General features: G+C 66.1%; 28 protein-coding genes. 10 read left to right on the top strand and 18 right to left on the bottom strand.

Annotated elements, in window-relative coordinates; all coding sequences use genetic code 11:
• Window positions 1-12: 12 nt before the first annotated feature.
• Window positions 13-654 carry a DUF502 domain-containing protein gene (locus B059_RS0102615; RefSeq protein WP_018076686.1) on the bottom strand — a complete coding sequence of 214 codons (642 nt, stop codon included), beginning with the start codon at window positions 652-654 and terminating at the stop codon, window positions 13-15.
• Between the two features lie 98 nt (window positions 655-752).
• Between B059_RS0102615 and B059_RS0102620 the strand changes: the two genes are divergently transcribed.
• The 3 genes from B059_RS0102620 (at window position 753) to B059_RS0102630 (ending at window position 3,061) form a co-directional block, all read left to right on the top strand.
• Window positions 753-1,334, top strand: coding sequence for a Tll0287-like domain-containing protein (locus B059_RS0102620; RefSeq protein ID WP_018076687.1), 582 nt, complete (start codon window positions 753-755; stop codon window positions 1,332-1,334).
• Between the two features lie 96 nt (window positions 1,335-1,430).
• Window positions 1,431-2,774 (top strand): EAL and HDOD domain-containing protein, encoded by a 1,344-nt coding sequence (locus tag B059_RS0102625; RefSeq protein ID WP_245538716.1) that lies wholly within the window; start codon window positions 1,431-1,433, stop codon window positions 2,772-2,774.
• Window positions 2,775-2,782: 8 nt separating this feature from the next.
• Window positions 2,783-3,061, top strand: a complete 279-nt coding sequence (locus B059_RS0102630; RefSeq protein WP_018076689.1) for a GIY-YIG nuclease family protein — start codon at window positions 2,783-2,785, stop codon at window positions 3,059-3,061.
• A 15-nt stretch (window positions 3,062-3,076) separates the two neighbouring features.
• Here B059_RS0102630 and rssA read toward each other — a convergent pair whose 3' ends face one another.
• The 3 genes from rssA to B059_RS0102645 form a co-directional block, all read right to left on the bottom strand.
• On the bottom strand, window positions 3,077-3,997 hold the full coding sequence (rssA, locus tag B059_RS0102635) for a patatin-like phospholipase RssA (RefSeq protein WP_018076690.1): 921 nt from the start codon (window positions 3,995-3,997) through the stop codon (window positions 3,077-3,079).
• Window positions 3,994-4,476: a DsrE family protein gene (locus B059_RS0102640; RefSeq protein WP_018076691.1), complete on the bottom strand. Its 483-nt coding sequence runs from the start codon at window positions 4,474-4,476 to the stop codon at window positions 3,994-3,996. The genes rssA and B059_RS0102640 overlap by 4 nt, the downstream gene beginning before the upstream one ends.
• 142 nt (window positions 4,477-4,618) lie before the next feature.
• On the bottom strand, window positions 4,619-6,355 hold the full coding sequence (locus B059_RS0102645; protein WP_026177261.1) for an adenosylcobalamin-dependent ribonucleoside-diphosphate reductase: 1,737 nt from the start codon (window positions 6,353-6,355) through the stop codon (window positions 4,619-4,621).
• A gap of 78 nt (window positions 6,356-6,433) precedes the next feature.
• On the opposite strand from B059_RS0102645, the gene B059_RS0102650 reads away from it, so the two are divergent.
• From B059_RS0102650 to B059_RS0102670, 5 genes are all read left to right on the top strand, one after another.
• Window positions 6,434-7,417: a serine/threonine protein kinase gene (locus tag B059_RS0102650; protein ID WP_018076693.1), complete on the top strand. Its 984-nt coding sequence runs from the start codon at window positions 6,434-6,436 to the stop codon at window positions 7,415-7,417.
• A 118-nt stretch (window positions 7,418-7,535) separates the two neighbouring features.
• The gene (locus B059_RS0102655) at window positions 7,536-9,302 is read left to right on the top strand and encodes an N-acetylglutaminylglutamine amidotransferase (protein WP_018076694.1); all 1,767 of its coding nucleotides are present in this window, start codon (window positions 7,536-7,538) and stop codon (window positions 9,300-9,302) included.
• The gene (locus B059_RS0102660) at window positions 9,295-10,539 is read left to right on the top strand and encodes a lytic murein transglycosylase (protein ID WP_018076695.1); all 1,245 of its coding nucleotides are present in this window, start codon (window positions 9,295-9,297) and stop codon (window positions 10,537-10,539) included. The genes B059_RS0102655 and B059_RS0102660 overlap by 8 nt, the downstream gene beginning before the upstream one ends.
• A 15-nt stretch (window positions 10,540-10,554) precedes the next feature.
• On the top strand, window positions 10,555-10,926 hold the full coding sequence (locus tag B059_RS0102665) for a DUF2237 family protein (protein WP_018076696.1): 372 nt from the start codon (window positions 10,555-10,557) through the stop codon (window positions 10,924-10,926).
• Window positions 10,923-11,279, top strand: a complete 357-nt coding sequence (locus tag B059_RS0102670; RefSeq protein ID WP_018076697.1) for a hypothetical protein — start codon at window positions 10,923-10,925, stop codon at window positions 11,277-11,279. Before B059_RS0102665 ends, B059_RS0102670 begins: the two co-directional genes overlap by 4 nt.
• A gap of 61 nt (window positions 11,280-11,340) precedes the next feature.
• On the opposite strand, the gene B059_RS0102675 is transcribed toward B059_RS0102670, so the two are convergent.
• The 4 genes from B059_RS0102675 to B059_RS0102690 all read right to left on the bottom strand — a co-directional run bounded on the left by B059_RS0102675 (window position 11,341) and on the right by B059_RS0102690 (window position 14,245).
• Window positions 11,341-12,015 carry a c-type cytochrome gene (locus B059_RS0102675; RefSeq protein ID WP_018076698.1) on the bottom strand — a complete coding sequence of 225 codons (675 nt, stop codon included), beginning with the start codon at window positions 12,013-12,015 and terminating at the stop codon, window positions 11,341-11,343.
• Window positions 12,016-12,123: 108 nt separating this feature from the next.
• Window positions 12,124-13,023, bottom strand: a complete 900-nt coding sequence (locus B059_RS0102680; protein ID WP_018076699.1) for a DMT family transporter — start codon at window positions 13,021-13,023, stop codon at window positions 12,124-12,126.
• A 57-nt stretch (window positions 13,024-13,080) separates the two neighbouring features.
• Window positions 13,081-13,497 carry a nucleoside diphosphate kinase regulator gene (rnk, locus tag B059_RS0102685; protein WP_018076700.1) on the bottom strand — a complete coding sequence of 139 codons (417 nt, stop codon included), beginning with the start codon at window positions 13,495-13,497 and terminating at the stop codon, window positions 13,081-13,083.
• A 109-nt stretch (window positions 13,498-13,606) separates the two neighbouring features.
• Window positions 13,607-14,245 (bottom strand): HEAT repeat domain-containing protein, encoded by a 639-nt coding sequence (locus B059_RS0102690; protein ID WP_018076701.1) that lies wholly within the window; start codon window positions 14,243-14,245, stop codon window positions 13,607-13,609.
• Between the two features lie 30 nt (window positions 14,246-14,275).
• Here B059_RS0102690 and B059_RS0102695 point away from each other — a divergent pair, with 30 nt between their 5' ends.
• Together B059_RS0102695 and B059_RS18520 are read left to right on the top strand one after the other, a co-directional pair.
• Window positions 14,276-14,914 carry an MBL fold metallo-hydrolase gene (locus B059_RS0102695; protein ID WP_018076702.1) on the top strand — a complete coding sequence of 213 codons (639 nt, stop codon included), beginning with the start codon at window positions 14,276-14,278 and terminating at the stop codon, window positions 14,912-14,914.
• Window positions 14,915-14,959: 45 nt separating this feature from the next.
• Entirely contained in the window at window positions 14,960-16,321 is a 1,362-nt protein-coding gene (locus tag B059_RS18520; RefSeq protein ID WP_018076703.1) for an MBL fold metallo-hydrolase, read from the top strand.
• A 3-nt stretch (window positions 16,322-16,324) separates the two neighbouring features.
• On the opposite strand, the gene B059_RS0102705 is transcribed toward B059_RS18520, so the two are convergent.
• The 10 genes from B059_RS0102705 to B059_RS0102750 form a co-directional block, all read right to left on the bottom strand.
• Window positions 16,325-17,233, bottom strand: coding sequence for an arginase (locus B059_RS0102705; protein ID WP_018076704.1), 909 nt, complete (start codon window positions 17,231-17,233; stop codon window positions 16,325-16,327).
• Window positions 17,230-18,684 carry an NAD-dependent succinate-semialdehyde dehydrogenase gene (locus tag B059_RS0102710; protein ID WP_026177262.1) on the bottom strand — a complete coding sequence of 485 codons (1,455 nt, stop codon included), beginning with the start codon at window positions 18,682-18,684 and terminating at the stop codon, window positions 17,230-17,232. The genes B059_RS0102705 and B059_RS0102710 overlap by 4 nt, the downstream gene beginning before the upstream one ends.
• A gap of 142 nt (window positions 18,685-18,826) precedes the next feature.
• The gene (locus B059_RS0102715; RefSeq protein ID WP_018076706.1) at window positions 18,827-20,383 is read right to left on the bottom strand and encodes a nitrite reductase; all 1,557 of its coding nucleotides are present in this window, start codon (window positions 20,381-20,383) and stop codon (window positions 18,827-18,829) included.
• Complete coding sequence (gene nirJ / locus B059_RS0102720) at window positions 20,383-21,582, bottom strand: heme d1 biosynthesis radical SAM protein NirJ (protein ID WP_018076707.1); 1,200 nt, start codon at window positions 21,580-21,582, stop codon at window positions 20,383-20,385. Before nirJ ends, B059_RS0102715 begins: the two co-directional genes overlap by 1 nt.
• A gap of 9 nt (window positions 21,583-21,591) precedes the next feature.
• Complete coding sequence (ahbB, locus tag B059_RS0102725) at window positions 21,592-22,092, bottom strand: siroheme decarboxylase subunit beta (protein WP_018076708.1); 501 nt, start codon at window positions 22,090-22,092, stop codon at window positions 21,592-21,594.
• A complete protein-coding gene (locus B059_RS0102730; RefSeq protein WP_018076709.1) occupies window positions 22,089-22,532 on the bottom strand; it encodes an Lrp/AsnC family transcriptional regulator in 444 nt (147 codons plus the stop codon). The genes ahbB (B059_RS0102725) and B059_RS0102730 overlap by 4 nt, the downstream gene beginning before the upstream one ends.
• The gene (gene ahbB / locus B059_RS0102735; protein ID WP_018076710.1) at window positions 22,532-23,533 is read right to left on the bottom strand and encodes a siroheme decarboxylase subunit beta; all 1,002 of its coding nucleotides are present in this window, start codon (window positions 23,531-23,533) and stop codon (window positions 22,532-22,534) included. Before ahbB (B059_RS0102735) ends, B059_RS0102730 begins: the two co-directional genes overlap by 1 nt.
• Complete coding sequence (locus B059_RS0102740; RefSeq protein WP_018076711.1) at window positions 23,530-24,705, bottom strand: cytochrome D1 domain-containing protein; 1,176 nt, start codon at window positions 24,703-24,705, stop codon at window positions 23,530-23,532. Before B059_RS0102740 ends, ahbB (B059_RS0102735) begins: the two co-directional genes overlap by 4 nt.
• The gene (locus tag B059_RS0102745) at window positions 24,695-25,027 is read right to left on the bottom strand and encodes a c-type cytochrome (protein WP_026177263.1); all 333 of its coding nucleotides are present in this window, start codon (window positions 25,025-25,027) and stop codon (window positions 24,695-24,697) included. Before B059_RS0102745 ends, B059_RS0102740 begins: the two co-directional genes overlap by 11 nt.
• A 59-nt stretch (window positions 25,028-25,086) precedes the next feature.
• A complete protein-coding gene (locus B059_RS0102750) occupies window positions 25,087-26,820 on the bottom strand; it encodes a nitrite reductase (protein WP_018076713.1) in 1,734 nt (577 codons plus the stop codon).
• Window positions 26,821-26,833 lie beyond the last annotated feature (13 nt).

The following is a 26,833-nucleotide window of genomic DNA, read 5'->3' on the forward strand; positions in this document are numbered from 1 at the left end:
CCCGGCCCCGTCTCAGTTGGTGTCGCCGCCCGGTTGTGGCGGCACGGCGACGGACGCATCCTTGCTGCGGGTGCCCTCCATCCAGGCAAACAGCGACCAGCGCATCGCTTCTTCCACCGACATGTCGATCGGCCGCACCCAGTCGCGCGGCACGAAAACCGTGTAGCCGCCGATCATGTAGCCCATCGGCAGATAGACCGCGACCCGGTCGCCCTGCAGGAAACCGGCAGGCAGGTCGTCGACGTGCTGGCGCGTGACCAGCCCCACCACCTCGAGCGACTGCCCGGGCATCCTGAGGATCACCACCATCTGCTGGGTGCCCTTTTCGCGCTGGGGGGAAAAGTAATCGGCAAAGCTCTTGAACGAGGAATAGATGCTTTTCACCACCGGCAGGTTGGTGAAAGGCAGCTCGACCAGCGACAGCAGCCTGCCCACGCCACGCTGCGATACCAGGAAACCAAGCAGGAATATACCGAAGACTCCCAGCAGCAGGCCCATCCCCGGCAGGTAGTATTCGCCGATGAACGGCCGGACCAATTGCATGGCCAACATCTCGCTCCAGCGCAGGAAAACATAAAGCAGATAGGCTGTCAGCCCGAGGGGCAAGGCGGTGATCAGGCCGCGAAAAAAATATTGATAGAGCTGTTTGGTCAATTCTGAACCTCGCTAATGTTCCTGAAACCTTGTTGCTTTAGCATAACAGCGGGGAGTGGCTAGAATTCCCGCACGTGTTCATTCCCTGGAGAAGCCCCATGAAAGCCCCTGCCCTGCTCGCGTTTGCCTTGCCCGCGCTGCTTGCCGGTTGTGCCAGCGGCCCCAGCGCCGAAGAACAGGCTGCCTTGGTGGCGGACGCGCGCAAGGCCACTGCTGCGCTGACGCAAAAGCTCGGCGGTGAACTGAAAGCGGCGCTTGGTGAAAAGGGCGCGGAGGGGGCGATCGGCGTATGCAAGGAGCGCGCGCCGCAGATCGCGGCCGAGGTATCGAGGCAATTTGGTCTGCAGGCCACGCGCGTCAGTCCGAAAAACCGCAATCCGGCCGCCGTGCCCGACGCGTGGGAGGCCGAGGCCCAGGCCGGGCTGGAAAAACGGCTGGCCGCGGGGGAAAAACCCGAGACGCTCGACACCTGGCAAATCGTCGGCACGCCGACTGGCAAGCAGTTCCGCTACGCCAAGGCGCTGCCGGTGCTGCCGTTGTGCCTGACATGCCACGGCGACCCGGCCGCGATTCCCGCTGGCGTGAAAGCGCGCCTTGCCGCAGATTACCCGCTCGACAAGGCCACGGGCTATGCCCCCGGCATGGTGCGCGGCATCGTCTCGATCAAGCGCCCGCTGTAAACCGGCCGGCAAAATTTGCGTGAACGGGCTTCAGTCCTGCGCGGCGCCGCCGATAATTATGCTGATGCGCCCAAGCTTGTCGTGGAGGAATGTAGCGTGCTGAATCGTCTTGTCGGAATGTGGTCGGGGGGCCGGGATAATGCAACACCGCCGCCGGGTGCCGTGCCGTCCGCACCGGAGCCGGCAGCCAGGCCGGTGGCCAAAGCGCCTTCAGTGATGCGTCGCGAGGCCATGCTGGGCCGCGACCAGAAGGTGGCGGCTTACACCTTCATGTTGCGCCGCGCGCCGGATGACCAGCGCGATATGGCTCTGCCCGACATGCAGCGGCTCTACGACGAAACCTTGCTCGGCAACCTGCAGCGCATGGATATCGCGCGCCTGCTGGGGCAACGCCTGGCATTTGTGCCGGTTGTGCCGGCCAGCCTGTCGCTTCCGCTGATCGATACCTGGCCCGCTGCCGGTACGGTGTGGGCTCTGAAGATTGACGGCCAGACCCCGATCGACGATTCCCTGCTTGCCCGGCTGGCCGAGCTGAAGGCGCGCGGATTCGGTTTCGCCCTGCATGCCGACATGGCGGTGGGGGCCGGGCGGCATGCGCTGTTGCAGCTTGCGGATTATGTGCTGATGGACGTCGGTAGCGAGGACATTCCTGCCATCACCGCGCAAATGGCCGCGGTGTCCAAGGTGGCGGCCGGAAAACGCTTTGTGGCGACCGAGGTGCAAACGCTGGAAGCATTCCATATGTGCCACAAGCTGCAGTTCGCCCTGTTCATGGGGCCTTTCATCACCCGCCGCGAAACGCTCGACACCCCGGTCATGGGGCCGTCACGCGCCAAGGTGCTGGACCTGATGAACCGGGTGCGTACCGGCGCCGAGCAGCCTGAGCTGGCCGGGCACTTCCGCCAGGATCCGGCGTTGTCGGTGCGCCTGCTGCGCTACGTCAACTCCCCCGGCATGGGCTTGATGAGCAAAATCGGCGGCATCGAGCAGGCGCTGATGGTGATGGGGCAGGACAAGCTCTATCGCTGGTTGACGCTGATCCTGTTTACCGGCGGCCAGACCCAGGAACTCGATCAGGCGGTGCTGGAGAATGCCCTGGTGCGCGGCCGGGTGGCCGAGCAGCTGGCCGGGCGGGCGCTGTTCGCCAAGGCGCGCGATGAGATTTTCGTCGCCGGGCTGTTTTCGCTGCTCGACGTGGTGATGCGCATGCCGATGGAGCAGGTGTTGAAGCAGATCAGCCTGCCCGCCGAAATCACCGAGGCCATCGTCTCGCAGCGCGGGCCGTATGCGCCTTATCTGGCGCTGGCGGTTGCCTGCGAACAGGACGACCAGAGCAGCCTCGAAGCCCTGGCCGGGCAGATCGGCCGCGACGTGGCCGACATCAACACCGTGCACATGGATGCGCTGCTGTGGGCGCAACAACTGTCCGCCGACGTATGAGCTGAACAATGGCGGCCGTTTCCGGCGTCGCCGCCGCGTGGTGTGTCTACATGCTGCGCTGCGCCGACGGCTCGCTCTACACTGGCATCACCACCGACCCTGCGCGCCGCGTCGCCGAACACAACGGCGCCGGCGGGTCGGGCGCACGCTATACCCGCAGCCGCCGCCCGGTGCGGCTGGTCTACGTCGAAGCCGCAGCCAACCGCGCCGAAGCGGCGCGGCGCGAAGCGGCGATCAAGCAGCTGGATCGCGCAGGCAAGCTGGCGTTGTGTGGGCCGGGCGTATAGGCCTTCCTGTCCGTTTCAGGTGTCATTCATGCTGTTCAGGCGAGCTTGGAAGTGCGGAATGGCCGCTTCCATCGCGCGCCGCCCGGCGTCGATGGCGATGCTGGCACGGTGAAATTCCATCAACCCCAGGTTTGCGAGCAGCGGCGTCACCATCACGTCCGCCGGGTCGCCGGCCAGCCGGCTGCGGGTAATCAGCACCTGCATGATGTTGATGCTGCTCGCCAGCACGTCGAGCATGGCCGGCGGTCTGGATCCGTTGTCGGAATTGAGGCCGAGTTGCGACATGCCGGTCTGGATGCGCGCCATCACGCTGTCGGCCAGATTTTCGGGGTCTGTCCTGGCGCGCTTGCGCACTGCGGTGGCGGGCCGGGGCTTGAGGTGACGGCCCAGCAGGTCGGCGTTCAGATCCACCGCAATCACCAGGTCGGCCCCCATCGCCCGGCACAGCGACACCGGCACTGGATTGACCAGGCCGCCGTCGACCAGCAAGCTGCCGTCGCGTTGCGCCGGGGTGAACAGTCCGGGCAGCGCGATCGAGGCGCGTACCGCGTTCGACACCCCGCCCTCGCGCAGCCATACTTCGCGGCCGCGCCGCAGGTCGGTGGCGACGGCACCGAACGGGCGCGCCAGTTCACGGAAGTCGCGATCGACGAAGTGGCTGCGGAAGAATTCGATCAGCTTGTCGCCCTTGATCAGCCCGCCGCCGAGCGAAAAATCGAGAAAGCTCACCACGGTCTGTACGCGCAGGCTGCGTACCCAGCTCTCCAGCCGGTCGAGTTCGCCGCCCACGTAGGCGGCGCCTACCAGCGCGCCGATCGAGGTGCCGCAGACCAGATCGGGCTCGATGCCGGCGTCGGCCAGCGCGCGGATGACGCCGATGTGCGCCCAGCCGCGCGCCGAGCCGCCGCCGAGAGCGAGGCCGATGCGCGGGCTCATTTCAGCGCTGCCGCCCGCGGCACCACCAGTCGCACATAATCCAGCGCTTCGTAATTGCGGATTTGCGCCGGCCCCTCCGGCGCCACATCGACATACGCTGGAAAGGCCTCCGGCGCCACACCGCGCCAGCCGGCATACGTTTCGCACACATGCAGCGGGATGCCTTCGTCGCGCACCAGGCTCTCGGCCAGTTGGTGCGCCGTCGCGTTGTCTTCGCGTTGCGCGGTTTGCAGCGCGAACATTTCCTGTCCGTGGGCCACCAGCGCCATCGGCATGCCGGGAAAGCGCGCCTTCAGCCGCTGCGCGGCCTGCTTGACCCAGGGTAGCGCGTGATCGAGCGCCTGCGGGTCGCGGTCGGCGATTTCGAACACCACCCCGGGCGGTGGCGCGGTGCGCGCCAGCAGGGCATCGAGCGTTGCCGCCGAGGTGGCGGGCAGGCAGGCCAGGATGGCTAGGACAGACAACAGAAAACGCAGCATTCAGAATCCTTTCCTGGAGAGTCGAGCAGGTTGCCTGCGCCGACAAGCGCAGCCCGCCCATTGTCGGCCAGGTGCGCCGAAAAATGTAGCTGGGCGATGCTGGCCTGCCGGACGAGGGCCGGCCGCGCTCATGCAGCGCGGCTTAATCCGCTTCGCGTTCGAGGCTGCAGCACTGAACCTGGCTGCCTGTAGGTGGCTGGCTCAGGATGGCGCCGGTGACTGGATTGGGGCGGAATACGGTGCAGCCCTTGAGGCCGAGCGCGTGCGCCTGGCGGTAGAGATCCTCGAAGCGCTCGAAGGGGGTCTCGGCGGCGACATTGATGGTCTTGGAGATCGCGTTGTCGACCAAAGGCTGCAGCGCGGCCTGCATCTGCAGGTGGGCGAGCGGATCGACCTGGCGCGCCTCGATCAGGGCCGGCGGGGTGCCGGCTCCGCCCCGCTGCTGCCACAGCTGGCAGGCGTAATCGACCACGCGATGGGTACGATAGGCGCCGTCGCTTCCCAGCACGCGGCGCTCGGCCGCGGCCGCGAAAACCGGCTCGATGCCGCTGGAAATGTTGTTGGCCAGCAGGCTGATGGTGCCGGCCGGGGCGATCGCCAACAGATGACTGTTGCGGATGCCGTGCGCGGCGATGGCGGCGCGAATATCGGCCGGCAGGCGGGCGGCGAAGCCGCTGGCCAGAAACGGCTCGGCGTCGAATTCCGGGAAGGCGCCCTTCTCGCGCGCCAGCTCGATCGATGCGCGATAGGCGGCATCGCGGACCGTCTGCATCGCGTGCGCCGCCAGCGTGCGTGCAGCCGCGCTGTCGTAGCGCAGGCCGAGCAGCACCAGCGCGTCCGCCAGCCCGGTGATGCCCAGCCCGATGCGCCGCTTGCGGTGCGCTTCCTCTGCCTGCGCCGGCAGCGGATAGCGCGAGACCTCGATGACGTCGTCGAGAAAGCGCACCGCGAGCGTCGCCGCGGCGGCCAGTGCGTCCGGGTCGAGCCGGGCATCGGCGGCGAACGGCGACACCACGAACGCCGCAAGGTTGAGCGAGCCGAGGTCGCAGGCGCCGTAGGGCGGCAGCGGAATTTCGCCGCAGGGATTGGTGGCGGTGAGCGTTTCGCGGTCGGCCAGCGTGTTGTCGCGGTTGATGGCGTCGACGAACAGCACGCCCGGTTCGGCGGTGTCGTAGGCCGCGCGCAGGATGCGCTGCCACAGTTCGCGCGCCTTCAGCGTGCGCGCGTTCGCGAGGCCGGGAAACACCAGCGGCCAGTCGCGGTCGCCCGCCACCGCCGCCATGAAAGCGTCGCTGATCTGCACCGACAGGTTGAAATGGCGCAGCACCACGGGATCGCGCTTGGCGTCGACGAAGGTCTCGATGTCCGGGTGATCGCAGCGCAGCGTCGCCATCATCGCGCCGCGCCGCGCGCCGGTCGACAGCATGGTGGCGCACATGGCGTCCCAGATGTGCATGAACGACACCGGGCCGGAGGCGATGCTGCCGGTGGCGGCAGCCACCATGCCGGCCGGACGCAGGGTGGAAAAATCGTAGCCCACCCCGCCGCCGTGCTGCATGGTGAGCGCGCCTTCCTTCAGCGCCTCGAAAATGCTTTCCAGGTCGTCGGCGATCCCGCCCATCACGAAGCAGTTGAGCAGCGTCACCCGGTGGCCGCTGCCGGCGCCGGCGAGAATGCGCCCGCCAGGCAGGAAGCGGAAATTCTCCAGCAGCGCGAGAAAGCGCTCGGCCCAGGCCTCACGTTCGCGGCTTTCCGCCGCTGCAATCGCCACCGCCACGCGCTGCCAGCTGGCGCGGATGCCGGCTTCGCCCGGCGCGCGATAGCGGGTCTCCCAGATGTGGCGGGAGATTTCCATGCTGAAGGGGGCGAATGTGCTCATGCGGCGGCGATGGAAGCGGCGTTTGAGGCATTATCTGTCTACGTTCGTCTATTGAGCATAGCCGCTTTGCCCCTTCCCATGATGGTTTCGCCCCACCCCTATTCCGCGCTGACGCCAGACTGCGCGCTCGATGCGCTCGACAGCACCGGCTTGCACGCGGATGGCCGCCTGCTGGCCTTGAATAGCTACGAGAACCGCGTCTACCAGATGGGCGTCGAGGATGCCGCCCCGGTGGTGGTCAAGTTCTACCGGCCGGAACGCTGGAGCGATGCCGCGATCCTGGAGGAACACGCGTACACGATCGAACTCGCCGCGCGCGAAATTCCGGTGGTGGCGCCGCTGTCATTGAATGGCGCCACCCTGCATGCCCATGCCGGTTTCCGCTTCGCGGTGTACCCGAAGCAGGGCGGGCGCATGCCCGAATTCGATCGGGCCGGCACCCTGCAGCGGATGGGACGCTTCCTCGGACGCATTCACGCGGTGGGCACGCAGACGGATTTTTCACATCGCCCGGCACTCGATCTCGAAACCTTCGGCTATGCGTCGCGTGACTTTCTGCGCAGCGGCAACTGGCTGCCCGTCGATCTGGCCGTGGCGTGGGACAGCGTGGTCGCGCATGCCCTGCAAAGCGTGGCGCATTGCTACGAGCGCGCCGGCGACGTCCGTGCCATCCGCCTGCACGGCGACTGCCACGCCGGCAACGTGTTGTGGACCGAGACCGGACCGCATTTCGTCGATTTCGACGACTGCCGCATGGGCCCCGCGGTGCAGGATCTGTGGATGCTGCTGTCGGGCGAGCGCGGCGAGCAGCAGGCGCAGATGAACGAGATCCTGGCGGGCTACGAGGACTTCGCCGAATTCGATCCGCGCGAGCTGCATCTGGTCGAAGCGCTGAGAACCCTGCGGTTGCTCCACTACGCAGCCTGGCTTGCGCGCCGCTGGGACGACCCGGCGTTTCCGGCCGCATTTCCGTGGTTCAATACGCAGCAATACTGGCAGGCGCGCATCCTCGAATTGCGCGAGCAGATCGCGCTGATGGACGAGCCGCCGCTGGTGGCTTGAAAGACAATATTTATCCGCGAATACCCGAAGGGCATAAAGGACGCGAAGAAACGCGAAGAGAGCCCTCAATGTTTTTCTTCGCGACCCTTCGCGTATTCGCGGATAACAGGGGTAGAGAATGTGCGGCATAGCAGGTGAATTCCGGTTCGACAACAAGGCGCCCGAGGCGGCGGCGATGGCGCGGATGCTGGCCAGGCTGGCGCGGCGCGGGCCGGACGCCGAGGGCCAGCATGCCGACGGGCCGGTGCGGCTGGGCCATCGGCGGCTGGCGATCATCGACCTGTCGCCGCGCTCGGCTCAGCCGATGCTCGACGCCGCGACCGGCACCGCGCTGGTGTTCAACGGCACCATCTACAACTACCCGGAACTGCGCGCCGAACTGATCGCGCGCGGCCACGCCTTCCATTCCGACGGCGACACCGAGGTCATCCTGCGCGCGTTTCTGGAGTGGGGCGAAGCCTGCGTCGAGCGCCTGCACGGCATGTTCGCGTTCGCGCTCTGGAACCGCGAGACGCTGCTGCTGGCGCGCGACCGCCTCGGTATCAAGCCGCTGTATTACAGCGAAAACCAGGGGTGCTTCCGCTTTGCCTCGACCCCACAGGCGCTGATCGCCGCAGGCGGCGTCGACACCGGCATCGACCCCGTCGCGTTGCATCATCTGTTCACGCTGCATGCGGTGGTGCCGGCGCCGCGCACCGTTTTCAACGGCATCCGCAAGCTGGCGCCGGGGACGACGCTGACGGTGAACGCGCGCGGCGAGCTCAGCCACCGCAAATACTGGTCGTTGCAGGCGCAGCGTCCGGCGGTGCCGAAGAGCGAGGCCGAATGGACCGAGGCGATTCATGAAAGCCTCAGGCAGGCGGTGAAAAAGCGCATCGAGATCGCCGACGTGAAAGTCGGCGTGCTGCTCTCCGGCGGCCTCGATTCGAGCCTGCTGGTGGCACTGCTGGCGGAGCAGGGCGTGCCCGACCTGATGACGTTTTCGGTGGGCTTCGAGGATCAGCCGGAAGAGCGCGGCAACGAGTTCGAATACTCCGACCCGGTGGCGGAGATGTATGGCACCCGTCATCACAAGTACCTGATCCCGAACAGCGAGGTGCTGCGCCGCCTGCCCGAGGCAGTCGATGCGATGAGCGAGCCGATGTTCGCGCAGGACGCGGTGGCGTTCTACCTGCTGGCCGAGCAGGTCAGCAAGACAGTGAAGGTGGTGCAAAGCGGGCAGGGCGCGGACGAGGTGTTCGGCGGTTATTTCTGGTATCCGCGGATGGCGGCCGACCCCTCAAACAGCGCGCTGGAGCGCTTCCGCCGTCACTACTTCGACCGCGACCACGACGAATTCATCGAAATGACCCTGCCGTCGTACCACGGTCCCGACTACACGGCACAGATCATTGCCGCGCACCTGGCGGAACCTTTCGCCGACGAATTCATCGATCAGGTATTGCGTATGGACACGACCATGCTGATCACCGACGATCCGGTGAAACGCGTCGACAACATGACCATGGCGTGGGGGCTGGAGGCGCGGGTGCCTTTCCTCGACCACCAGCTGGTGGAACTTGCCGCGCAAATGCCACCCGAACTGAAACTGGCTTCCGAGGGCAAACATGTGCTGAAAAAAATTGCCCGCGGCCTGATCCCCGACGCGGTGATCGACCGCAAGAAAGGCTACTTTCCCATGCCGGCACTCAAATACGTGCGCGGCGAATTTTTGGGCTTCATGCAGGACATTCTGAATTCGCAGGCCTGCCGCGAGCGTGGGCTGTACCATCGTGCCTACGTCAACAAGCTGCTGGACGCGCCGGAGCAGCACCACACCCGCATCCAGGGCAGCAAGCTGTGGCATCTGGCGCTACTCGAATACTGGCTGCAAAAGCATGCGTAAGGTTTTCTTCCTGCTGGCTGCGCTGGCAACCTTCCCCGTTCATGCCGAGGGCGATTTCGACAGCTGGCTCGCCGCCTTCCGCCAGGACGCCGGCGCACAGGGCATTTCCGCTGCCACCCTCGACGCCGCGCTCAACGGTATCGCGCCGCTCGAACGCGTGGTCGAACTCGATCGCCGCCAGCCCGAGTTTCTGCAGACCTTTGCCGATTACCTGGAGCGGCGCGTCACCGCGAACCAGGTTGCGCGCGGCCAGGCCCTGCTGCAGGAGCACGCCGCGCTGTTCGATGCGGTCGAGCGCCAGTACGGCGTTTCCCGGACGGTGCTGGTGGCGTTCTGGGGACTGGAAACCAACTACGGCGCAACGCTCGGCAGCTTCAACATCCCGGCCAGCCTGGCCACGCTGGCCTACGACGGGCGGCGCAGCGAATTTTTCCGCAGCCAGCTGCTCGACGCGCTGCGCATCGTCGACGCCGGGCACGTCGCCGCAGCCAATATGAATGGCTCTTGGGCCGGCGCGATGGGGCACATGCAGTTCATGCCGTCGACCTTCCGCGCCTACGCGGTGGATGGCGACGGCGATGGCCGCATCGACCTGTGGCAGTCGCTGCCCGACGCCCTGCATTCCGCCGCGAATTATCTGCAGCGTGCCGGCTGGCGTGCGGATGAACCGGTGGCGCTGGAGGTGCGCCTGCCGCAGGGCTTCGACTGGCGCAAAGCCCGTGTGGCCCACCGCCTGCCGGTGGCGGCGTGGACGGCGCTTGGCGTGCAGGCGGTGGACGGCACGGCCTTGCCCGCCGCGGCGGGCAAGGCCGCAATCGTGCTGCCGCAAGGCTGGCAGGGGCCGGCTTTCATGGTGTTCGACAATTTCGACGTGGTGATGCAGTGGAACCGTTCGCTGAGCTACGCGCTGACGGTAGCGCAGCTGGCGCGCCAGGTGGCGGGCGGCGGTGCGCTGGCGGCCCAGGCGGGCGAAGCGGGTGCGCTCAGCACGGCGCAGCTGCAAGCCATGCAGCAGGCCTTGAACGAAATGGGCTTCGACGCCGGCACCGCGGACGGCCTGCCCGGCCCGCGCACGCAAAGCGCCGTCCGGCGTTACCAGGTGATGCACGAACTGCCGGCCGACGGCTATCCGGCCCCCAGCGTACTGGCGCATATCGAACGAACCCGTGCCGCTGCGGCCACGGCGTCCCCGCTCACCATGGCGCCGGCTTTAACCGCGCCGGCCGGGCAGCCATGATTGATGGAGCGTAAGATGAGCGACGCGCGCAGTGTGCTGGGCGGCCCGTTGCAGATGTGCAGCGTGGCGCCGATGACCGGATTCCTGCGCGATGGCGCCTGCCATACCGGGCCGCAGGACATCGGCGGCCACACGGTGTGCGTGCAGATGACCCAGGCATTTCTCGATTATTCCCTGCGGCAGGGCAACGATCTGGTCACCCCCGTACCGGAATACGATTTTCCCGGCCTGCAGCCGGGCGACCGCTGGTGCGTGTGCGCGGTGCGCTGGCTCGACGCGGCGGAAGCCGGCGTGGCGCCGCCGGTGATCCTCGATGCAACCCACGCGCGCGCACTGCAGAAGGTCGCGCTGGCCGACCTGCAGTACCACGCGCTGCTCACGCCATGAGCCTGGTCTGCTGGAAATGCGGTGCCAGCCTGGCCGGGATGCTGCTGCCGCTGGGGCGGCGCGAGGTGTGTCCGAGCTGTCGTACCGAACTGCATGTCTGCAAGTCGTGCCGCCACCATGACGTGCACCGTGCCGGGCAGTGCCGCGAGCTAGCGGCCGAACGCGTCGCCGACAAGACGCGCGCCAACGATTGCGGCTGGTTCGTGCCGCGGCTGGAGGCCTACCGCGGCGGCGGTGCGGCGATGGCACAGGCCAGCCGTGGCGCGCTCGATGCCCTGTTTGTCCGCCAGGACGGCAGCGGCGAAGCCGGCCCCGCACCCCCCGCTTCGCTGGACGACCTGTTCAAGAAATAATCGGCCGCAAGATTCGGGAAAATCCCCGAATCTTGCGGGGAGACGCGCCCGGCTTTGGGGCTCAGGGCTGCATGGTGGCCAGGTAGGCGGCCAGATTCCGGATGTCGCCATCCTTCAGGTTGCGCGTGTAGGCGGCCATTCTCGGATCGATGCGCTCGCCGCTGCCGCTGCGATAGCGTTTCAGCGAGTCCTCCACGTATTGGGTCTGCTGTCCGGCCAGACGCGGAATCTTGCCGTTGCCGTCGCCGCTCGCGCCATGGCAGGCGACGCACAGTGAGGCGTACAGCCGCCTGCCGGCAAGGCTCTGCGGGTTCGTGCCGGCGGGCTTGCGGGTGACCGGCTGCTGCGATAGGAACAATGCAATGTCGATGCGCTCGTCCGGACTGAGGGCCTTGATCATCCCTTCCATGAATGCCGACGACTTGCGCTGCCCCTGCACGAACTTGTTCATCTGCTCCAGCAGATAGCCGGCATTCTGGCTGGCCAGATTGGGTACCTCGGCCATCGCGCTGTTGCCGCCGCTGCCATGGCAGTGCCGACAGACCGCAGCGTCCTTTTGCCCGCGCTGGATCGCGTCCGACAGTCTGGCCGGGTCCTGGCTGATCTGCGCCAGTTTTTCGTGCATCGCTTCGGGCGACGGCGAGGCGGGCTTATCCGCGCTGTGGCTGGGGGCGGCGTTGGCGCAGGCGACGAAGAGCAGCAGGCTGAAGGTGCTGGAAAAGCGGATCAGGGACATGGGCGATATAAATATCGTAAAAGGATAATAATATCAATAAAGAGGTTGTTCAGGACGTGCGCAGGGGGTTCAAGCGTGGAGTAGGTGTTTCCGGGCCAAGCCGGGATCTCAGTCCTGCGNCCTCGCCCGGCGTCTGCTCAACTGTCGCAGGGCCTGCCATTCGTACAGCAACAGCCCCGCGCCGATCAGCGCGATGCCGGCCCAGCCGCTTCCCGGGATCCATTCGTGATTGAGGGCCTGCCCCAGCAGCAGCGCGGAAACCGGAGTGATCAGTGTGATCAGGGCGACGCGCCCGGCATCCAGATGCTTGATGACGAAGTAGTACAGGGTGAAGCCCACCACCGAGCCGAGGGTGCCCAGATAGACGATGGCCGCGCCGGCGCGCAGCGTGGTGTCGGACGGCAGCTGGGCGGAGTCGGTTACCAGCCAGGCCAGCACGAAGCAGGGTGCGGCGACGCCGAGCGATCCGGTGGTGATGGCGAGCGACGAGGCGCGCAGATTGAGCCGCTTGATCCACACCAGCCCGAGCGCCTGGATGACCATGCCCGCCACCACGGCGGCGGTACCTGCGGTGGCCTGACCGTCTCCCGGCCACGGTTGGCCAAAAATTAGCCACAGTCCGGCCAGCGCCAGTCCCAGGCCTGTCAGGCGGATCGGCGTGAGCGTGCGCTTACTTAGCCACAGCGCTGCGAATACGCCGGTGACCAGCGGCGATAGCCCGAAGATGACCGAAATCAGCCCCGAGGGAATGTGCAGCGCGCCCCAGTAGGTGAGCAGCATCGACACGAACAGCGACAGGCCGCTGATCGCGTAAAGCTGCCGCGCGGCCGGGGTGAACGGAAACGGGGTGCGGCGGGCGCGCAGCAGCAGCAGGCAGATCGCCAGTCCGATCAGCATGCGGGCCATCACCGCAAAGCTGAAGCCGGCCCCTTGCGCGCTCCACTGGATGGCCAGGGGCGTGGTGGACCAGATCAGGATCACGCCGACGTAGGCGGCGGGGACGGACATGTGGCGCAGGGTCGGGCAGGCGGGACCGCAGCGGGCGGGGCGCGATCCCGGACGACGTTACAGGGTGAAGTCCCCCGTGCGTTCGGGCTGATAGGTGACGTCGACAATGCGCGCACGCACGCTTTGCCCGCCCGGCGCCAGCCATTCGACGTGCTGGCCGACCGTGAGGCCGAGCACGGCGATGCCGGCCGATGCCATCACCGACAGCTGGCCGGGTGCGCCGGTGAAGTCGCGCGGATAAACCAGCGTCATTTCCACCTCCTTGCCCGCAGGTTCGATCACGAAGCGGATACGCGAATTCATGGTGACGACATCGGCTGGCATCTCATCGGATGGGAGAATCTGCGCGCGATCGAGTTCTTCGTGCAGCGCCTCCGCGCCGGGGTGATCGTCGGGCAAGGCCGAGAGCATCGCTTCCAGGCGATCAAGATCGCTTTCGGATACGGTAATGGCGGGCCGATTGGTGATTTCCATGGGGTGCTCCTGCATCAAAGCGCAAATGAAAACCGCCCAGGCGAGGCCCGGGCGGTACAGCCAGAACTGTAGCACCGAAGGAGATGCCAAGCCAGCCCTGTAATCGGGGTCATGTTTCGGGCGGCAGCCGGTCCAGGCTTTCCGCTGCGATCTCGCGTACGTCCGCATCGTCGTCCGTGATCCGCGCGTCCAGCCACGGCCGTGCCGCGGCCTCGCCGGTCAGCCCCAGGTAATGGCAGGCATCCGCCCGCACTCGCGCGTCGGCATGCTGCGACAGCGCCCCCAGATGCGGCAGCAGCGTGCGCAGCGTGCCGCTGCTGGCAAAGGTTTCCAGCAGCACGCCGGCCCCCAGCCGCACGTTGAGGCTGGCGTCGACATTGCCGACGATGGGCAGCACCGCCGCCAGCAGGGCGGGTTCGGCTTCGATCATTGCCTGCGCGCGCGGCAGCTGGCCTTCCTTCAGCAGCAGGTGGAAATAGTCGGCCATCCCCGCGTCGCTGTCGGCCTTGGCCGCCCACTCGGCGAGTTCGGTCTTGGTGTGCACGCCGGCGAGTTCGATGCGGCCAATCCGCACCCAAGGCACCGAGCGCACTCCCAGCGCCTGTCCCACCTCGGGATGCTGTTCCAGATTGACCGCTTCGAGGCGGCCGAGCGTGCCCTGCTTGACCAGATCGGCGAGTGCGGCGAACACCGCCGGGCAGTGCGGGCAATGGGTGGACAGCAGCAGCAGGGCGTCGGGTGCGGGCATGTCGGGAAAGATTCGGCGGATAATCGGTGCATGGAATTTACCATCCTCCCCGTCACGCCGTATCAACAAAACTGCTCGCTGCTGTGGGACGCAGCGGGCCGCGCCGCGCTGATCGACCCCGGCGGGGAGGCCCAGCGCCTGCTGGCCGAAGTGGCGCGGCGCGGCCTCACGCTGGAAAAAATCCTGCTCACCCACGGCCATCTCGACCACGTCGGCGCCGCGGTGGAACTGCGCGATGCGCTGGGCATCCCGATCGTCGGTCCGCAGCGCGAGGAGCAATTCTGGCTCGACGCACTGCCGCAACAGGCCGAGCTGTTCGGCTTTCCACCCGCGCAGGCGTTCAGCCCCGGCCAGTGGCTCGCCGACGGCGACCGGATCGAGGTCGGCAGCGTGCGACTCGACGTGCTGCACTGCCCCGGCCATACTCCCGGCCATGTGGTGTTCTATCAGCCGGAGGCGCGGCTCGCCTTCGTCGGCGACGTGTTGTTCAAGGGCTCGATCGGCCGCACCGATTTTCCGCGCGGCGACCATGCGGCGTTGCTGGCGGCCATCCGCGGCAAACTGTTTCCGCTCGGCGACGACGTGCGCTTCGTGCCGGGGCACGGCGCGATGTCCACTTTCGGACACGAACGTCGCGAGAACCCGTTCGTCGGCCTGGCGTCAGACTGACATCGGGCCTGCGTGCCGCCGCACCAGAAACCCAAGGAGACCGTCATGAAAGCCATCCGTTTTCCGCATGCCCTGCTCCCGGCCGCCCTGTTGCTGGGCGCCACGGCACAGGCACAAACCCTTTCCGCCATCGTCACCCCGCCGCCCGAAGCGCCCGCAATCACCCAAACCGCGCAAGGCATGCTCGACGCGGTGAATGCGCGGGTGCCGCAGCTCGATACCGCCGGCTTTCTTGCACAGATGAAGGCACAGCCGCAAACAGTGGTGATCGACGTCCGCACCCCGGCCGAGCTGAACCTGTCGGGCTACGTCGATGCGCCGCGTTTCTTCAATATCGCGCGTGGCCAGCTGGAATTCCAGATCGAAGCCGCGGTGCCGGACAAGGCCACGCCCATCGTCGTCTATTGTGGCGTCAGCCAGAGGAGCCCCCTGGCCGCCGACACCCTGATCAGGCTCGGCTACACGAACGTCAGCAACTACCGCGACGGCTTCTTCAACTGGAAGCGCGCCGGCCTGCCCATCCAGCAATTCGACAAGGTGCCGGCGTCCTTTCTGTACGACCTGCCGCAGGAGGTCATCCCCGGCGTGTGGTCGGCGATCGGTGCCACCGCGCCGGGCAGCTACGACAATTCCGGCCACAACAACAACCTTTCCTTCGTCATCACCGACGACGGCGTGCTGGTGGTGAACGCCGGCGACAACTACCTGCTGGCGCAAAGCCTGCACGAGGAAATCAAGAAGCGCACCACGCAGCCGGTGAAATACGTGGTGCTGGAAAACAGCCAGGGCCACGCCATGCTCGGCTCGAAATACTGGAAGGAACAGGGCGTCACCATCATCGCGCAGCGCGATACCGCGGCGTACATGGAGAAGACCGGCTACGATTCGCTGGAGGTGATGCGCGCGCGCGCCCGCGACAAGGCGTTCAAGACCGAGTTCGTGATGCCGGACACGCTCTACGACGACAGGCTCGACCTCAAAATGGGCTCGTGGAACCTGCAGATCCTGCATCTCGGTTCCTCGCACAGCCACGGCGACACCATGGTGTGGCTGCCCGAGAAGAAGCTGGTGATCGCCGGTGACACCGCCTTCCACGTGCGCATGCTGCCGATCTTCGAGGACACCGACACTGCCAAGTGGATCGAGACCTGGGACAAGTTCGAGGCGCTCGGCGCCGCGATCGTCATCCCCGGCCATGGCGGCCCGACCGATATGGCGACCGTGCGCAAGTGGACGCGCGACTACCTGGTGCACCTGCGGGCCAAGGTCGCCGAGGTCATCAGGAACGGCGGCTCGCTCGACGACGCCTATCGCGTCGACCAGTCGGCCTACATGCACCTGCATACCGCCGACGAGCTGGCGCGCAGCAATGCCGGGCGGGTGTACCGGGCGATGGAGTTCGAATAGACGCTAGCGCGCCGGCGGCTTGAGCGGCACGACGGCGTCGAGCAGCGCGCCGGCAGCGTCGGCGGTGGCGTGCCCGCGGTCCCGCCGCGGGTTGTACTCGACGATTTCCATCGCCACGAAGGCCGGATCGCCGCGCAAAAGGGACAACGCGGCGGCGAGCTCGGCGCCGCGCAGGCCGCCGGGCACCGGGCTGCCTACGCCCGGCTCTTCCTCGGGGTCGAGCGCGTCCAGATCGACGCTCACACCGAAACCGGCAGTGCCGTGCCGCACGATGGCCAGGGCGTCGTCGAATACTTCGGACAGGCCGCGCCGGCGGATTTCCTCCATGTCGAACACCCGCACTCCCAGCCGGTGCAGCAGCGCCGCCTCGCCTGCTTCGAAGCTGCGCACGCCGATCAGGCAGACGTGCTCCGGGCGCAGCTTGGCTTCCGCGCCGTCGATGGCGGTGAGTTCCGCCTCGCCGTGGCTCAGCAGGGCGGCCAGCGGCATGCCGTGAATCTGCCCGCTCGGCGTGGTGGCAAAGGTGTGACTGTCCATGTGGGCGTCGATCCAGATCAGGCCGATCGGGCCGCGCTCAGCCAAAGCACGCCGCACGCCGCTCCAGGTGCCGATGGCGCAGGAATGGTCGCCGCCCACCACCAGCGGGAAATGACCGGCCTGCAGCACTGCTGCCACCTCCCCGGCCAGGCGGGCGCCGAGCGCCGCGACGGCATGCAGCGGCGTGTCCCGTTGCGCGCGCGGCACCCGCAGGATCGCGTCCCATTCCACATGCTGCAACGGAGAGTCGTGAAACACCTGCCAGCGGCGCAGCGCGTCCGGCCCCTTGCCGGTGGCCGGGTCGGGCGCGCCGGCGCCGCTGGCGGCGCCGATGACGATGACGGAACGCGGGGCTGCGGGGCGAAGTGGTTTCACCCCAACCCGCCCAGGCTGACGTATTTGCTTTCCAGATATTCGCCGATGCCGCTGCGGCCGCCTTCGCGTCCCAGCCCCGACTGCTTGACGCCACCGAACGCCGCCTCGGCGGTGGAGATCAGCCCGGCATTGATGCCGACCATGCCGTAGTCGAGCGCTTCCGCCAGCCGCCAGGCGCGGCCGAGGTCGCGGGTGTAGGCGTAGGCGGCAAGCCCGAACTCGGTGTCGTTGGCCATGCGGATCGCTTCCGCCTCGCCGGCAAAGCGGATCAGCGGCGCCACCGGGCCGAAGGTCTCGTCGCGGCACACCTGCATGTCGGGCGTGCAGTCACGCAAGACCGTGGGCTGGAAGAACTGCCCGCCGAGCGCGTGGCGGCTGCCGCCGGCGAGCAGTGTCGCGCCCTGCGCCAGCGCATCGGCGATGTGCGCCTCGACTTTCCGCAATGCGGCGGCATTGATCAGCGGGCCGATTTCCACCCCGGCTTCGAAGCCGTTGCCCACCTTCAGCCGGGCGGCGGCACCGGCGAATTTTTCGGCGAAGGCATCGAACACCGCATCCTGTACCAGCACCCGGTTGGCGCACACACAGGTCTGTCCGCTGTTGCGGTACTTGCTGGCGAGCGCGCCCGCCACCGCGGCGTCGAGATCGGCGTCGTCGAACACGATGAAGGGGGCGTTGCCGCCGAGTTCGAGCGACACATGCTTGAGTGTGGCGGCGCTCTGCGTGAGCAGCTGCTTGCCCACCGCAGTCGAGCCGGTGAACGACACCTTGCGCACCAGCGGGTGCGACGTCAGCACGCCGCCGATCGTCGCCGCGTCGCCGGTGACGATGTTCAGCACTCCCGGCGGAAACCCCGCGCGCTGCGCCAGCTCGGCCAGCGCCAGCGCGGTGAACGGCGTCTGCGAAGCCGGCTTCGCCACCACCGTGCAGCCGGCGGCGAGTGCTGCGCCGGCCTTACGGGTCAGCATCGCGGCGGGAAAATTCCACGGCGTGATCAATGCCGCCACGCCGACCGGTTGCTGCAGCGTGAGCATGCGCCGGTCCGCCCACGGCGACGCCACCACGTCGCCGTAGACGCGCCGCGCCTCCTCGGCGAACCATTCGATGAAGCTCGCCGCGTAGTCGATCTCGCCGCGCGCCTCGGCGAGCGGCTTGCCCTGCTCGCGCACCATGATCGCGGCGAGATCGTCACGATAGACCAGCATCAGTTCGAACCAGCGGCGCAGCAACTGCGCCCGGGCTTTTGCGGGCGTCGCGCGCCAGCCTGCAAATGCCGCGTGCGCCGCTGCGACCGCGCGCTCGGTATCGGCGGCGCTGCAGCGTGGCGCGTGGCCGATGGTTTCCGCATTGGCTGGATTGGAGATGGCGAAGCGCGCACCGTCGGCGGCGTCACGCCATTCACCGTCGATCAGCGCCTGTTGCCGGAATAGCAAGGGGTCGGATTGCTTCACGCCAGAAAGCCCTGTTTTGCAGGGCGCCGTTACCAAAAGGACAGCTTACCCAGTCAACCGGTCCTAAAGCAACGGCCCTTGCTTCGGGCACTTCTGCTGGCTGCGCAGCACGGGGCGACGGGCGCCCGTCGCAAAGGAGACCTCAATGGCTGGTGCCGGCGGAGCGTGTGGTCTTGTTGTAGACGTTGTACTTGCCCGAAGGCTTGCTCATGGGAATGCGCGTGACCTCCGCGAACGTCGCCGCGTCGTAAATGACCAGGGCACCGTCCATTTCCCAGATGCTGACAAGGGCATACCTGCCGTCGCGGGTGAATTCGACGTGCGCGGCGGTCTTGCCGGGCGCAGGTGTGAGCGTGCGCACGATCTCCAGCGTGCGCTTGTCGATGATGGTGAGCGTGTCCTTGGCCGGGCTCATGAAATTGTCGGTCCAGGCATAGGGCGTGTTCTCGTGGCTGCGCATGAAAAAACCGGGGCCCAGCGTGTCGATCCGCTTGATCACCTGCCAGTTTTTCATGTCGATGATGCTGACCACGCCGGATTTGAGGTTCGGCGTCGCCATCACCGGCCGGCCCTGATACTCCCAGGTAATGCCGGAACCGAGATGGGGCATGCCGGGCACCTCCAGGTCGGCCACCCTGCTCCGCGCATCGAGATTGATCACCTGGCCCTTGCCGCCGTCGCGCGACGCGCCCATCAGGTGGGTGTAGGACTGGTCGAAATAGAAATCGTCGAGGTAATCCGCGAGCGGGATGCGCCGCACCGGGAAAGGCCCCTTGTCAGCGAGCGCCTCCGCCATCCGGAAGTCGTGCACCAGGCCGGAATAGATCGGCTCGTGGTCGTCGCTGTAGGGAATCTCCCATACCTCCTTGACGTCCTTCAGCGCGGCGATGAAGCTCTTGCGCGGCGCCGCGTCGTAGACGGCGGAGACGCGCGAGCGCTTGCCGTTCGCGTCCCCCGCCTCGATCAGCTTGAGCGGCGTGAGATCGGCAGCGTCGAGCACGACCAGCGTCTGCGGCAGGTAGTTTCCGACCAGCACGTAGCGCCCGTCACCCGACACCGCCAGATTGCGGGTATTGATGCCCGCACGGATCTCATGCGTGGTCGTGAGGTTCCAGATGTCGAATTTCGAAATCCAGCCGTCGCGCGAGGCGAAATAGACATAGCGTCCGTCGGGTGTGAACTTGGGGCCGCCATGCAGCGCGAACCGGGTCTGGAAGCGATGGACGGGCTTGAAGGTGTCGCCGTCGAGTATCGTCGCGTGGTGGTCACCGGTCTCCACGACGACGAACAGGTTGAGCAGATCGGCCTTGAATGCCGGCTTGTCCGGCAGGCTTCCGGCCGGGTGATGCTCGAGCCGGGACGCGTTGATTTCATTGATCCCCCAGGCCGCTGCATTGGCCGGGGCGGTGTAGACCAAGTCGGTCACCGCCTCAATCTCGGCGGCCGACAGCTTGTCTTTGAACCCCGGCATCTGCGAGGCGGCGCGACCCTCGGCGACGACTTTCAGCGCGGCGGGCTTGCGCAGCCGCTCCAGATTTTCCGGCAGCAGTGCCGGTCCGGTATTGCCGAGACGATCGGCGCCGTGACAGCTGGCGCAATGCTGGGCGTAGATCGCCGCAGCCGGAGCGGCGACCGATGCCGACGGCATCAGCGCCAGCGCGGCCGGGGCCAGCACGCAGACCGCAAGCAGGCGCCGCATCAGCGCGCCATCCGCCGCAGCGGCACGTAGGGCGTCATCGTCAGCCGCGCGTGCTGGGTGGTGACCTCGATTTCCTCGTCGTCGAGGTAGCAGGCCGGGTCTTCCTGCCACGGGTCGCCGGTGAGCTGATAAGCGCGCACCCGGGTGTTGCCGCCGCAGACGTCGAAAAAGGCGCACTCGCCGCAGCGGCCCTTGACCGCCCGCGGACTCGCCTTGAGGCCGGCCATCAGCGGATCGGTGGTGTCGGGCCAGATAGCGGAGAAGGCCCGCTCCTTCACGTTCCCCAGGGTGTAGTTCCACCAGAACGTGTCCGGGTGCACGTTGCCCAGGTTGTCGATATTGGCGATGTTGACGCCGCTGGAGTTGCCGCCCCACTGCGCCAGCTTCGCCCGCATGTGCGCCTCCATTTCGGGAAAATGCTTGCGGATCCAGAACAGCAGATACACGCCGTCGGCGTCGTTGTTGCCGGTGACGAACTCGCGGTGCCGGCCCGCCTGCAGATCGCGCCAGCAGGTATCGAACAACAGGTCCATCGCCTGGCGCGTGGTCTGGTGCACGACGTCGTGCTTGCGATTGGTGTTGCCGCGGCCGGCGTAGTTGAGATGCGACAGGTAGAACTTGTCGAGGCTCTCGTCATCCATCAGTTGCAGCAGCCCGGGCAGGTCCTGCGCATTGTCCTGGGTAAGAGTGAAGCGAATGCCCACCTTGATGCCGCGGTCGCGGCACAGGCGGATTCCGCGCAGCGAGGCCTCGTAGGCGCCTTCCATGCGGCGGAAACGGTCGTGGGTTTCCGCGATGCCGTCGAGGGAGACGCCGACGTAATCGAAGCCGATGGCGGCGATGCGGTCGATGTTGTGCGTGTCGATCAACGTGCCGTTCGAGGACAGGCCGACATAGAAGCCCATATCCTTGGCACGCTGCGCGATTTCGTAGATGTCCGGCCGCAGCAGCGGCTCGCCGCCGGAGAGGATAAGCACCGGCACCCGAAAGCGCTTGAGGTCGTCCATCACGGCGAACACTTCGTTGGTATCCAGTTCGCCCGGGAAGTCCTTGTCCGCGGAAATCGAATAACAGTGTTTGCAGGTGAGGTTGCAGCGCCGCACAAGATTCCAGATCACCACCGGGCCGGGCGGGTTGCGCTTCGGGCCCAGATCAGTCGGGTGGGCGAGTTCCTGCATGTATTGGGAGATACGGAACATGTCTTTCTCCTAGGAGCCGATGCGCAGCCCGGTTTTTTTGAGGATTCGCGTGCTGTAGAGAATGTCGGTGCCACGGCTCACCTGGCCCAGCACATCGGCGATCAAGCGGGCTTTCGCCTCCACCTCTTCCCGCGTTTTTCCGTGCACCATCGCGAACAGGTTATAGGGCCATTCGGGCAGATGCCGCGGGCGCTGGTAGCAGTGGCTGACGCATTCGAGCCGGCCGACGCGTTCGCCCAGTTCATCGATGCGATCGTCGGCGACATCCCACACCGTCATGCCGTTGGCGCGATAGCCGAGCGCGTAGTGATTCGGCACCGCGCCGATGCGGCGAATGATGCCGAGGTCGAGCATGCGCTGCATGCGCCGCATCACGTCCGCCGCTTCCACGCCCAGCTGCTCGGCAATGGCGTGATAGGGGCGCGTCGTCAGCGGCAGCCCGGCCTGCGTCGCCTGGATGATGCGGCGGTCGGTTTCGTCGAGCGGTTTGCAATCGTTGGGCGCGTTCATACGTGCAGTTTCAGTTCCACGAAATACTCGCGAATCTTCGGCATGTTGTAGACCGCATAGCCGGATTCGCGCTCGATGCGGGCGATCGTTTCCTGCTGCGCGTCGGGCGTCTCGGTGGCGAGCACGAACCACATGTTGAGACGGTGGTTGCGTTCGTAATTGTGCGCCACCTCGGGCTGGTCGTTGACGATTTTTGTCACCCGTTCGTAATCCTCCGGGCTGATCTCCATCGCGGCGAGGCTCAGCGCGCCACCCATCTGCGCGGCATGGTACATTGGGCCGAAGCGCGACAGCAGGCCATCCTGCAGCAGGCGCTCGACGCGGGCAATAACAGTCGTTTCATCGCTGCCGACCCTGTCCGCCACCTCGGCATAGGGCCGTTCGCAAATCAGAAATCCGCCTTGCAGGGTGTTGATGAGGGCACGGTCGAGGTCGTCCATCACGCCACCGCTTCCACTTTCGGTTGCGCTTCGACATAGCGCGCGGCGGTCTGCTTGAAGCGCTGCCGGCTGAACAGGATTTCGCACGGGAAGTCGGTCAGCCCGCATTGCGCCCTCAGATGATCGAGGTGTTCCAGCACGGCACCTCGATCTTTGCCGTGGATCATGCAGAACAGGTTGTAGGGCCAGTCGGGCAGGCGGCGCGGCCGCTGGTAGCAGAGATTGACCAGACCCGACGCGCCGATACAGCGCCCGATTTCATCGACTTGCTCGTCCGGGATATTCAGCACCACCATGGCGTTGGCGCGAAAGCCGAGTTCGTGATGGCGGACGACAATGCCGAAGCGTTTGATGATGCCGTGGTCGAGCAGCCGCGCGAGCCGGTGCAGCACCTCGGCTTCGGCGGTGCCGATCAGTGCGCCGACCGCCGCGTAGGGGCGCACGACCAGCGGCAGGCCTTCCTGAATAGCCTCGACCAGGGCGTAGTCGAGGGGGTCGAGTTCGAGTGCACGCGGCGCGGCCGCCTTGTGGCGGGTCCGCCCCGCCATGCCGACGGTGTGTCGCAGATCGAAGCCGAGGTCGATGTGATAGTCCTGCACCATTGGGAGCCGCATGACCGCGAGCCCGGTCTGCCGTTCGATGTCGTGCAGCACGCGCTCCAGATGCGCCGGGTTCGCGGCAACCGCGACGAACCAGAGGTTGAAGTGGTGTTCGCGTTCGTAGTTGTGGTTGATCTCCGGGTAGGCGTTGAGCTGCTGCGCCACCGCGGCGAGCCGATCTGTCGGGACGGCCATCGCGGCCAGCGTGCTGACGCCGATGCGGTTGGGGCAGAACACGGCGCCCACGCGGCTGATCGCGCCTTCTCGGGTGAGGCGGCGCAGGGTCTCGAGGACCGTCTCGACGCCGAGGCCCAGGCGGCCCGAGATGACGTCGAACGGCGCGGAGACGAGCGGAAAGCCGCGCTGGAAATCGTTGAGCAGGCTGAGTTGAAGGTCGCTCATAGTCCGGTCCTGTGGGCACGCACGGTAAAGAATATGCCGCTCGGGCTCTCGACAGGCAGCGTACCGATGCGGGCGAACGAATCCGGGTCGTAGATCTCGACACGGTTTTCATCGCGCAACGAAAGCCATACCTGCTCGCCGCGCGGCGAAAACTCAAGATGCAGCACGCCTTTTCCCGGCGTGAGCGTCTGCACGATCCGGCGCGACGGAAGGTCGACGACCTGCACCGTGTCGTTATTCGGGAAGGCGAAATTGAGCCACACCTCGCGCCCGCCCGGGCGGGCCACGGCGAACACCACCTGGCCGGCCACCGGGATGCGTGCGACTTCCTTCCAACTGTTCTGGTCGGCGATGATGACCTCGTGCTTGCCGACCGCGGGCAGCACGATCTGGCTGCCGGTCGCGGCCCAGCCTTCCAGGTGGGGCATCTTGTAGACGGGCAGCTTCTCGCCGTGGCGGCCGAACTCCACCAGCGCACGGCGGACGCCGGCGTCGAGATTCCACAGGTCCAGCAGTGCGACCCCATCCTCGCCGAAAAGTCCGGCGGCGTAGTGGCGGCCGTCGGAAGTGATCATGCCGTCGTAAGGCTCCCTGCCGACGCCGGTGAACTTGCGCAGGGCCGGCCGCTTCGGATCGCGCATGTCGGCGACCCAGATCTCGCCGGCCTCGAACAGGCTGAAGACGAAGCGCTGCCCCGGGGCGTCGACCAGGCCGACGACCTTGGAGCGGGTGCCGTCGGAACCGATGGCGGGAATATCAGCGACCAGCGCAAGCGTGTCCGCGTCGAATACCTTGACGCCGCCGGGTTCGTAGTTTGCGACGGCGACCAGCTTGCCGTCGGCCGAGATCGCGCCGCCGATGCTGTTGCCGCCCTGAATGATCCGGCGATCGATGCGCTGGGTCAGCAGGTCGACTTTGGTCAAGCCGCCGTCGCGGCCGAATACATAGGCGTAGCGCGCGTCGCGGGAGTAGCTGATCGAGGCATGGGACAGATCGCCGAGGCCGTCGACGCGCGCCAGGCTGGTGCGATGGGTGGTGTCGAGTACCTGCACGCTGCCGGTGGCGCGTTCGATCACCACGCCGAGGTCGCCGGTGCCACGCAGGTTCGAATTGGCGCAGCCGGAGAGCACACCGAGTGCAAGCACGAGAAGCAGCGGAATTCTAGCGCGCATCGGGGAACCCCTTTTGCAGGTTGTCTACGATCCAGTCCGCTTCGGACTCGGACAGGAAATTCTTCCATGGCGGCATCGGGGTGCCGGGGCGGCCATGAAGAATCGTGCTCACCAGCGAGCTGGCCGGTTTGTCTTTCAGTGTCTGGGGGGTGAGTGCGGGGCCGAGGCCGCCGCGAAGTTCCATGCCGTGGCAGGAGCCACAGTCCTGGCGTACCAGGTGGATAAGTTCACTTTGCCGTTGCGGATGAAGGGGGGGCGTATCGGCGAAAGCGCTGCTGAAGGCTATGCCGATCATCATTCCCGCTGTCGTCAGAATTCGCATGTTGTTGTTATCCGTCGTGAGAAGTCGGCGGAGCAGGTCGACTGCTCCGCCTCATCTGCTTAGTACACGTCGTGCTGCGTGTTGTAGACGTTGAACTTGCCGGTCGGCGTAATCAGGCGCTTGTCCTTGATTACCGTCTTGAGCTTGCGCGTCTTGTCATCCATGACCACGATGGCCGATTCCTGGGTGGCGCCGTTCCAGACCGAGAACCACACTTCGTCGCCTGCCTTGTTGTACTCCGGCTGCACGACGCGCTTCGGACCTTCGCCCAGATTGGCCAGGTCGGCTATGTTCACCACCTCGGGTGCCTTGTCCAGGTTTCGGATGTCAAAGATGGCGATCGACTGGCTGATCCCTGCATCCGGGTTGAGCGTGCTGTCCACCCACAGATTCTTCGACTTCGGATGCGTCTTGAGGAAGAGCGAACCGCTGCCGAGGCCCTTCAGCGAACGAACGACTTTCCACGCGTTGGCCTTGTGGTTCTTCGGATCGGTGCCGATCACCGCGATGCTGTCATCACCCAGGTGCCCCGTCGCCCACACCGGCCCGAATTTCGGATCGACGAAGTTCGCGCCGCGGCCGGGGTGCGGGATCTTGCCCACTTCAACGAGCGCCGCCAGCTTCTGGTCCTTCGAGTCGACCACGGCGATCTTGTTCGACGCGTTCGCCGCCGACATGAAGTAGCGGTGCGTGGAATCCCAGCCGCCATCGTGGAGGAAGCGCGCGGCCTCGACCTCGGTGATCTTCATGTTGTTGATGTCCTCGTAGTTGGCCATCATGATCTTGCCGGTTTCCTTGACGTTGATGATGAACTCCGGGTGCTCATGCGAGGCGATGATCGCCGCCACACGGGGCTCCGGGTGGTATTCCTGGGTGTCCACCGTCATGCCGCGGGTTGCGACGATCTTTTTCGGTTCGAGCGTGTCGCCGTTCATGATCACGAACTGGGGCGGCCAGTAGGTCCCGGCGATCGCGTACTTGTCCTCGAAGCCCTTGAACTTCGAGGTCTCGACCGAACGCGCCTCCATTCCGACCTTGATTTCGGCAACGACGGCGGGCTTTTCCATCCACAGATCGATCAGGTCGATCTTGGCATCGCGGCCGATGACGAACAGGTAACGGCCGGAAGCCGACATGCGCGAGATGTGTACCGCGTATCCGGTTTCGATCGTCGAGACGATCTTCTTGCTGGCGCCGTCGATCAGCGCGATCTTGCCGTCGTCACGCAGCGTGACCGAGAACAGGTTCTCCAGATCCAGATTGTTCATCTTTTTCTTCGGGCGCTTCTCGGGCGGCACCTTCAGCTTCCAGGACGCCTTCATTTCGGCCATGCCGAATTCGGGCGGCGTCGGCGGCTCATGCTGCAGGAAGCGCGCCATCATGTCGATTTCCGCATCAGTAAGGATGCCCGAGGTACCCCAGTTCGGCATGCCGCCGGGCGAGCCGAAGCCGATGAAGACCTTCAGGTACTCGGTGCCGCGCGGCAGGGTGACGTCGGGGGTGAGCGGCTTGCCGGTCGCGCCCTTGCGCAGAACGCCGTGGCAACCGGCACAGCGTTCGAAGTAGATTTGCTTGGAGCGGGTGAACTCATCCGCCGTGAGGGCTGGGGCCTTGGGGGTTATAACGTCTTGCGTGTCTTCCGGCTTCATCGACGTGGGCGCGCCCTTGTATCGAAGTTCGGGACCGCTTGTGCCCGGGTGGCCGGATGGCGCCGCATCCGTAGCAAAAGTAGCTTGCGTTACGCCGCCCATGATGAAAATGCTTGCGGCCAGAATGGTCAGCCTGGTGTTCATTTGTGAATCCTCC

This window comes from Thiobacillus denitrificans DSM 12475 (assembly GCF_000376425.1).
Taxonomy (GTDB): Bacteria; Pseudomonadota; Gammaproteobacteria; order Burkholderiales; family Thiobacillaceae; genus Thiobacillus; species Thiobacillus denitrificans.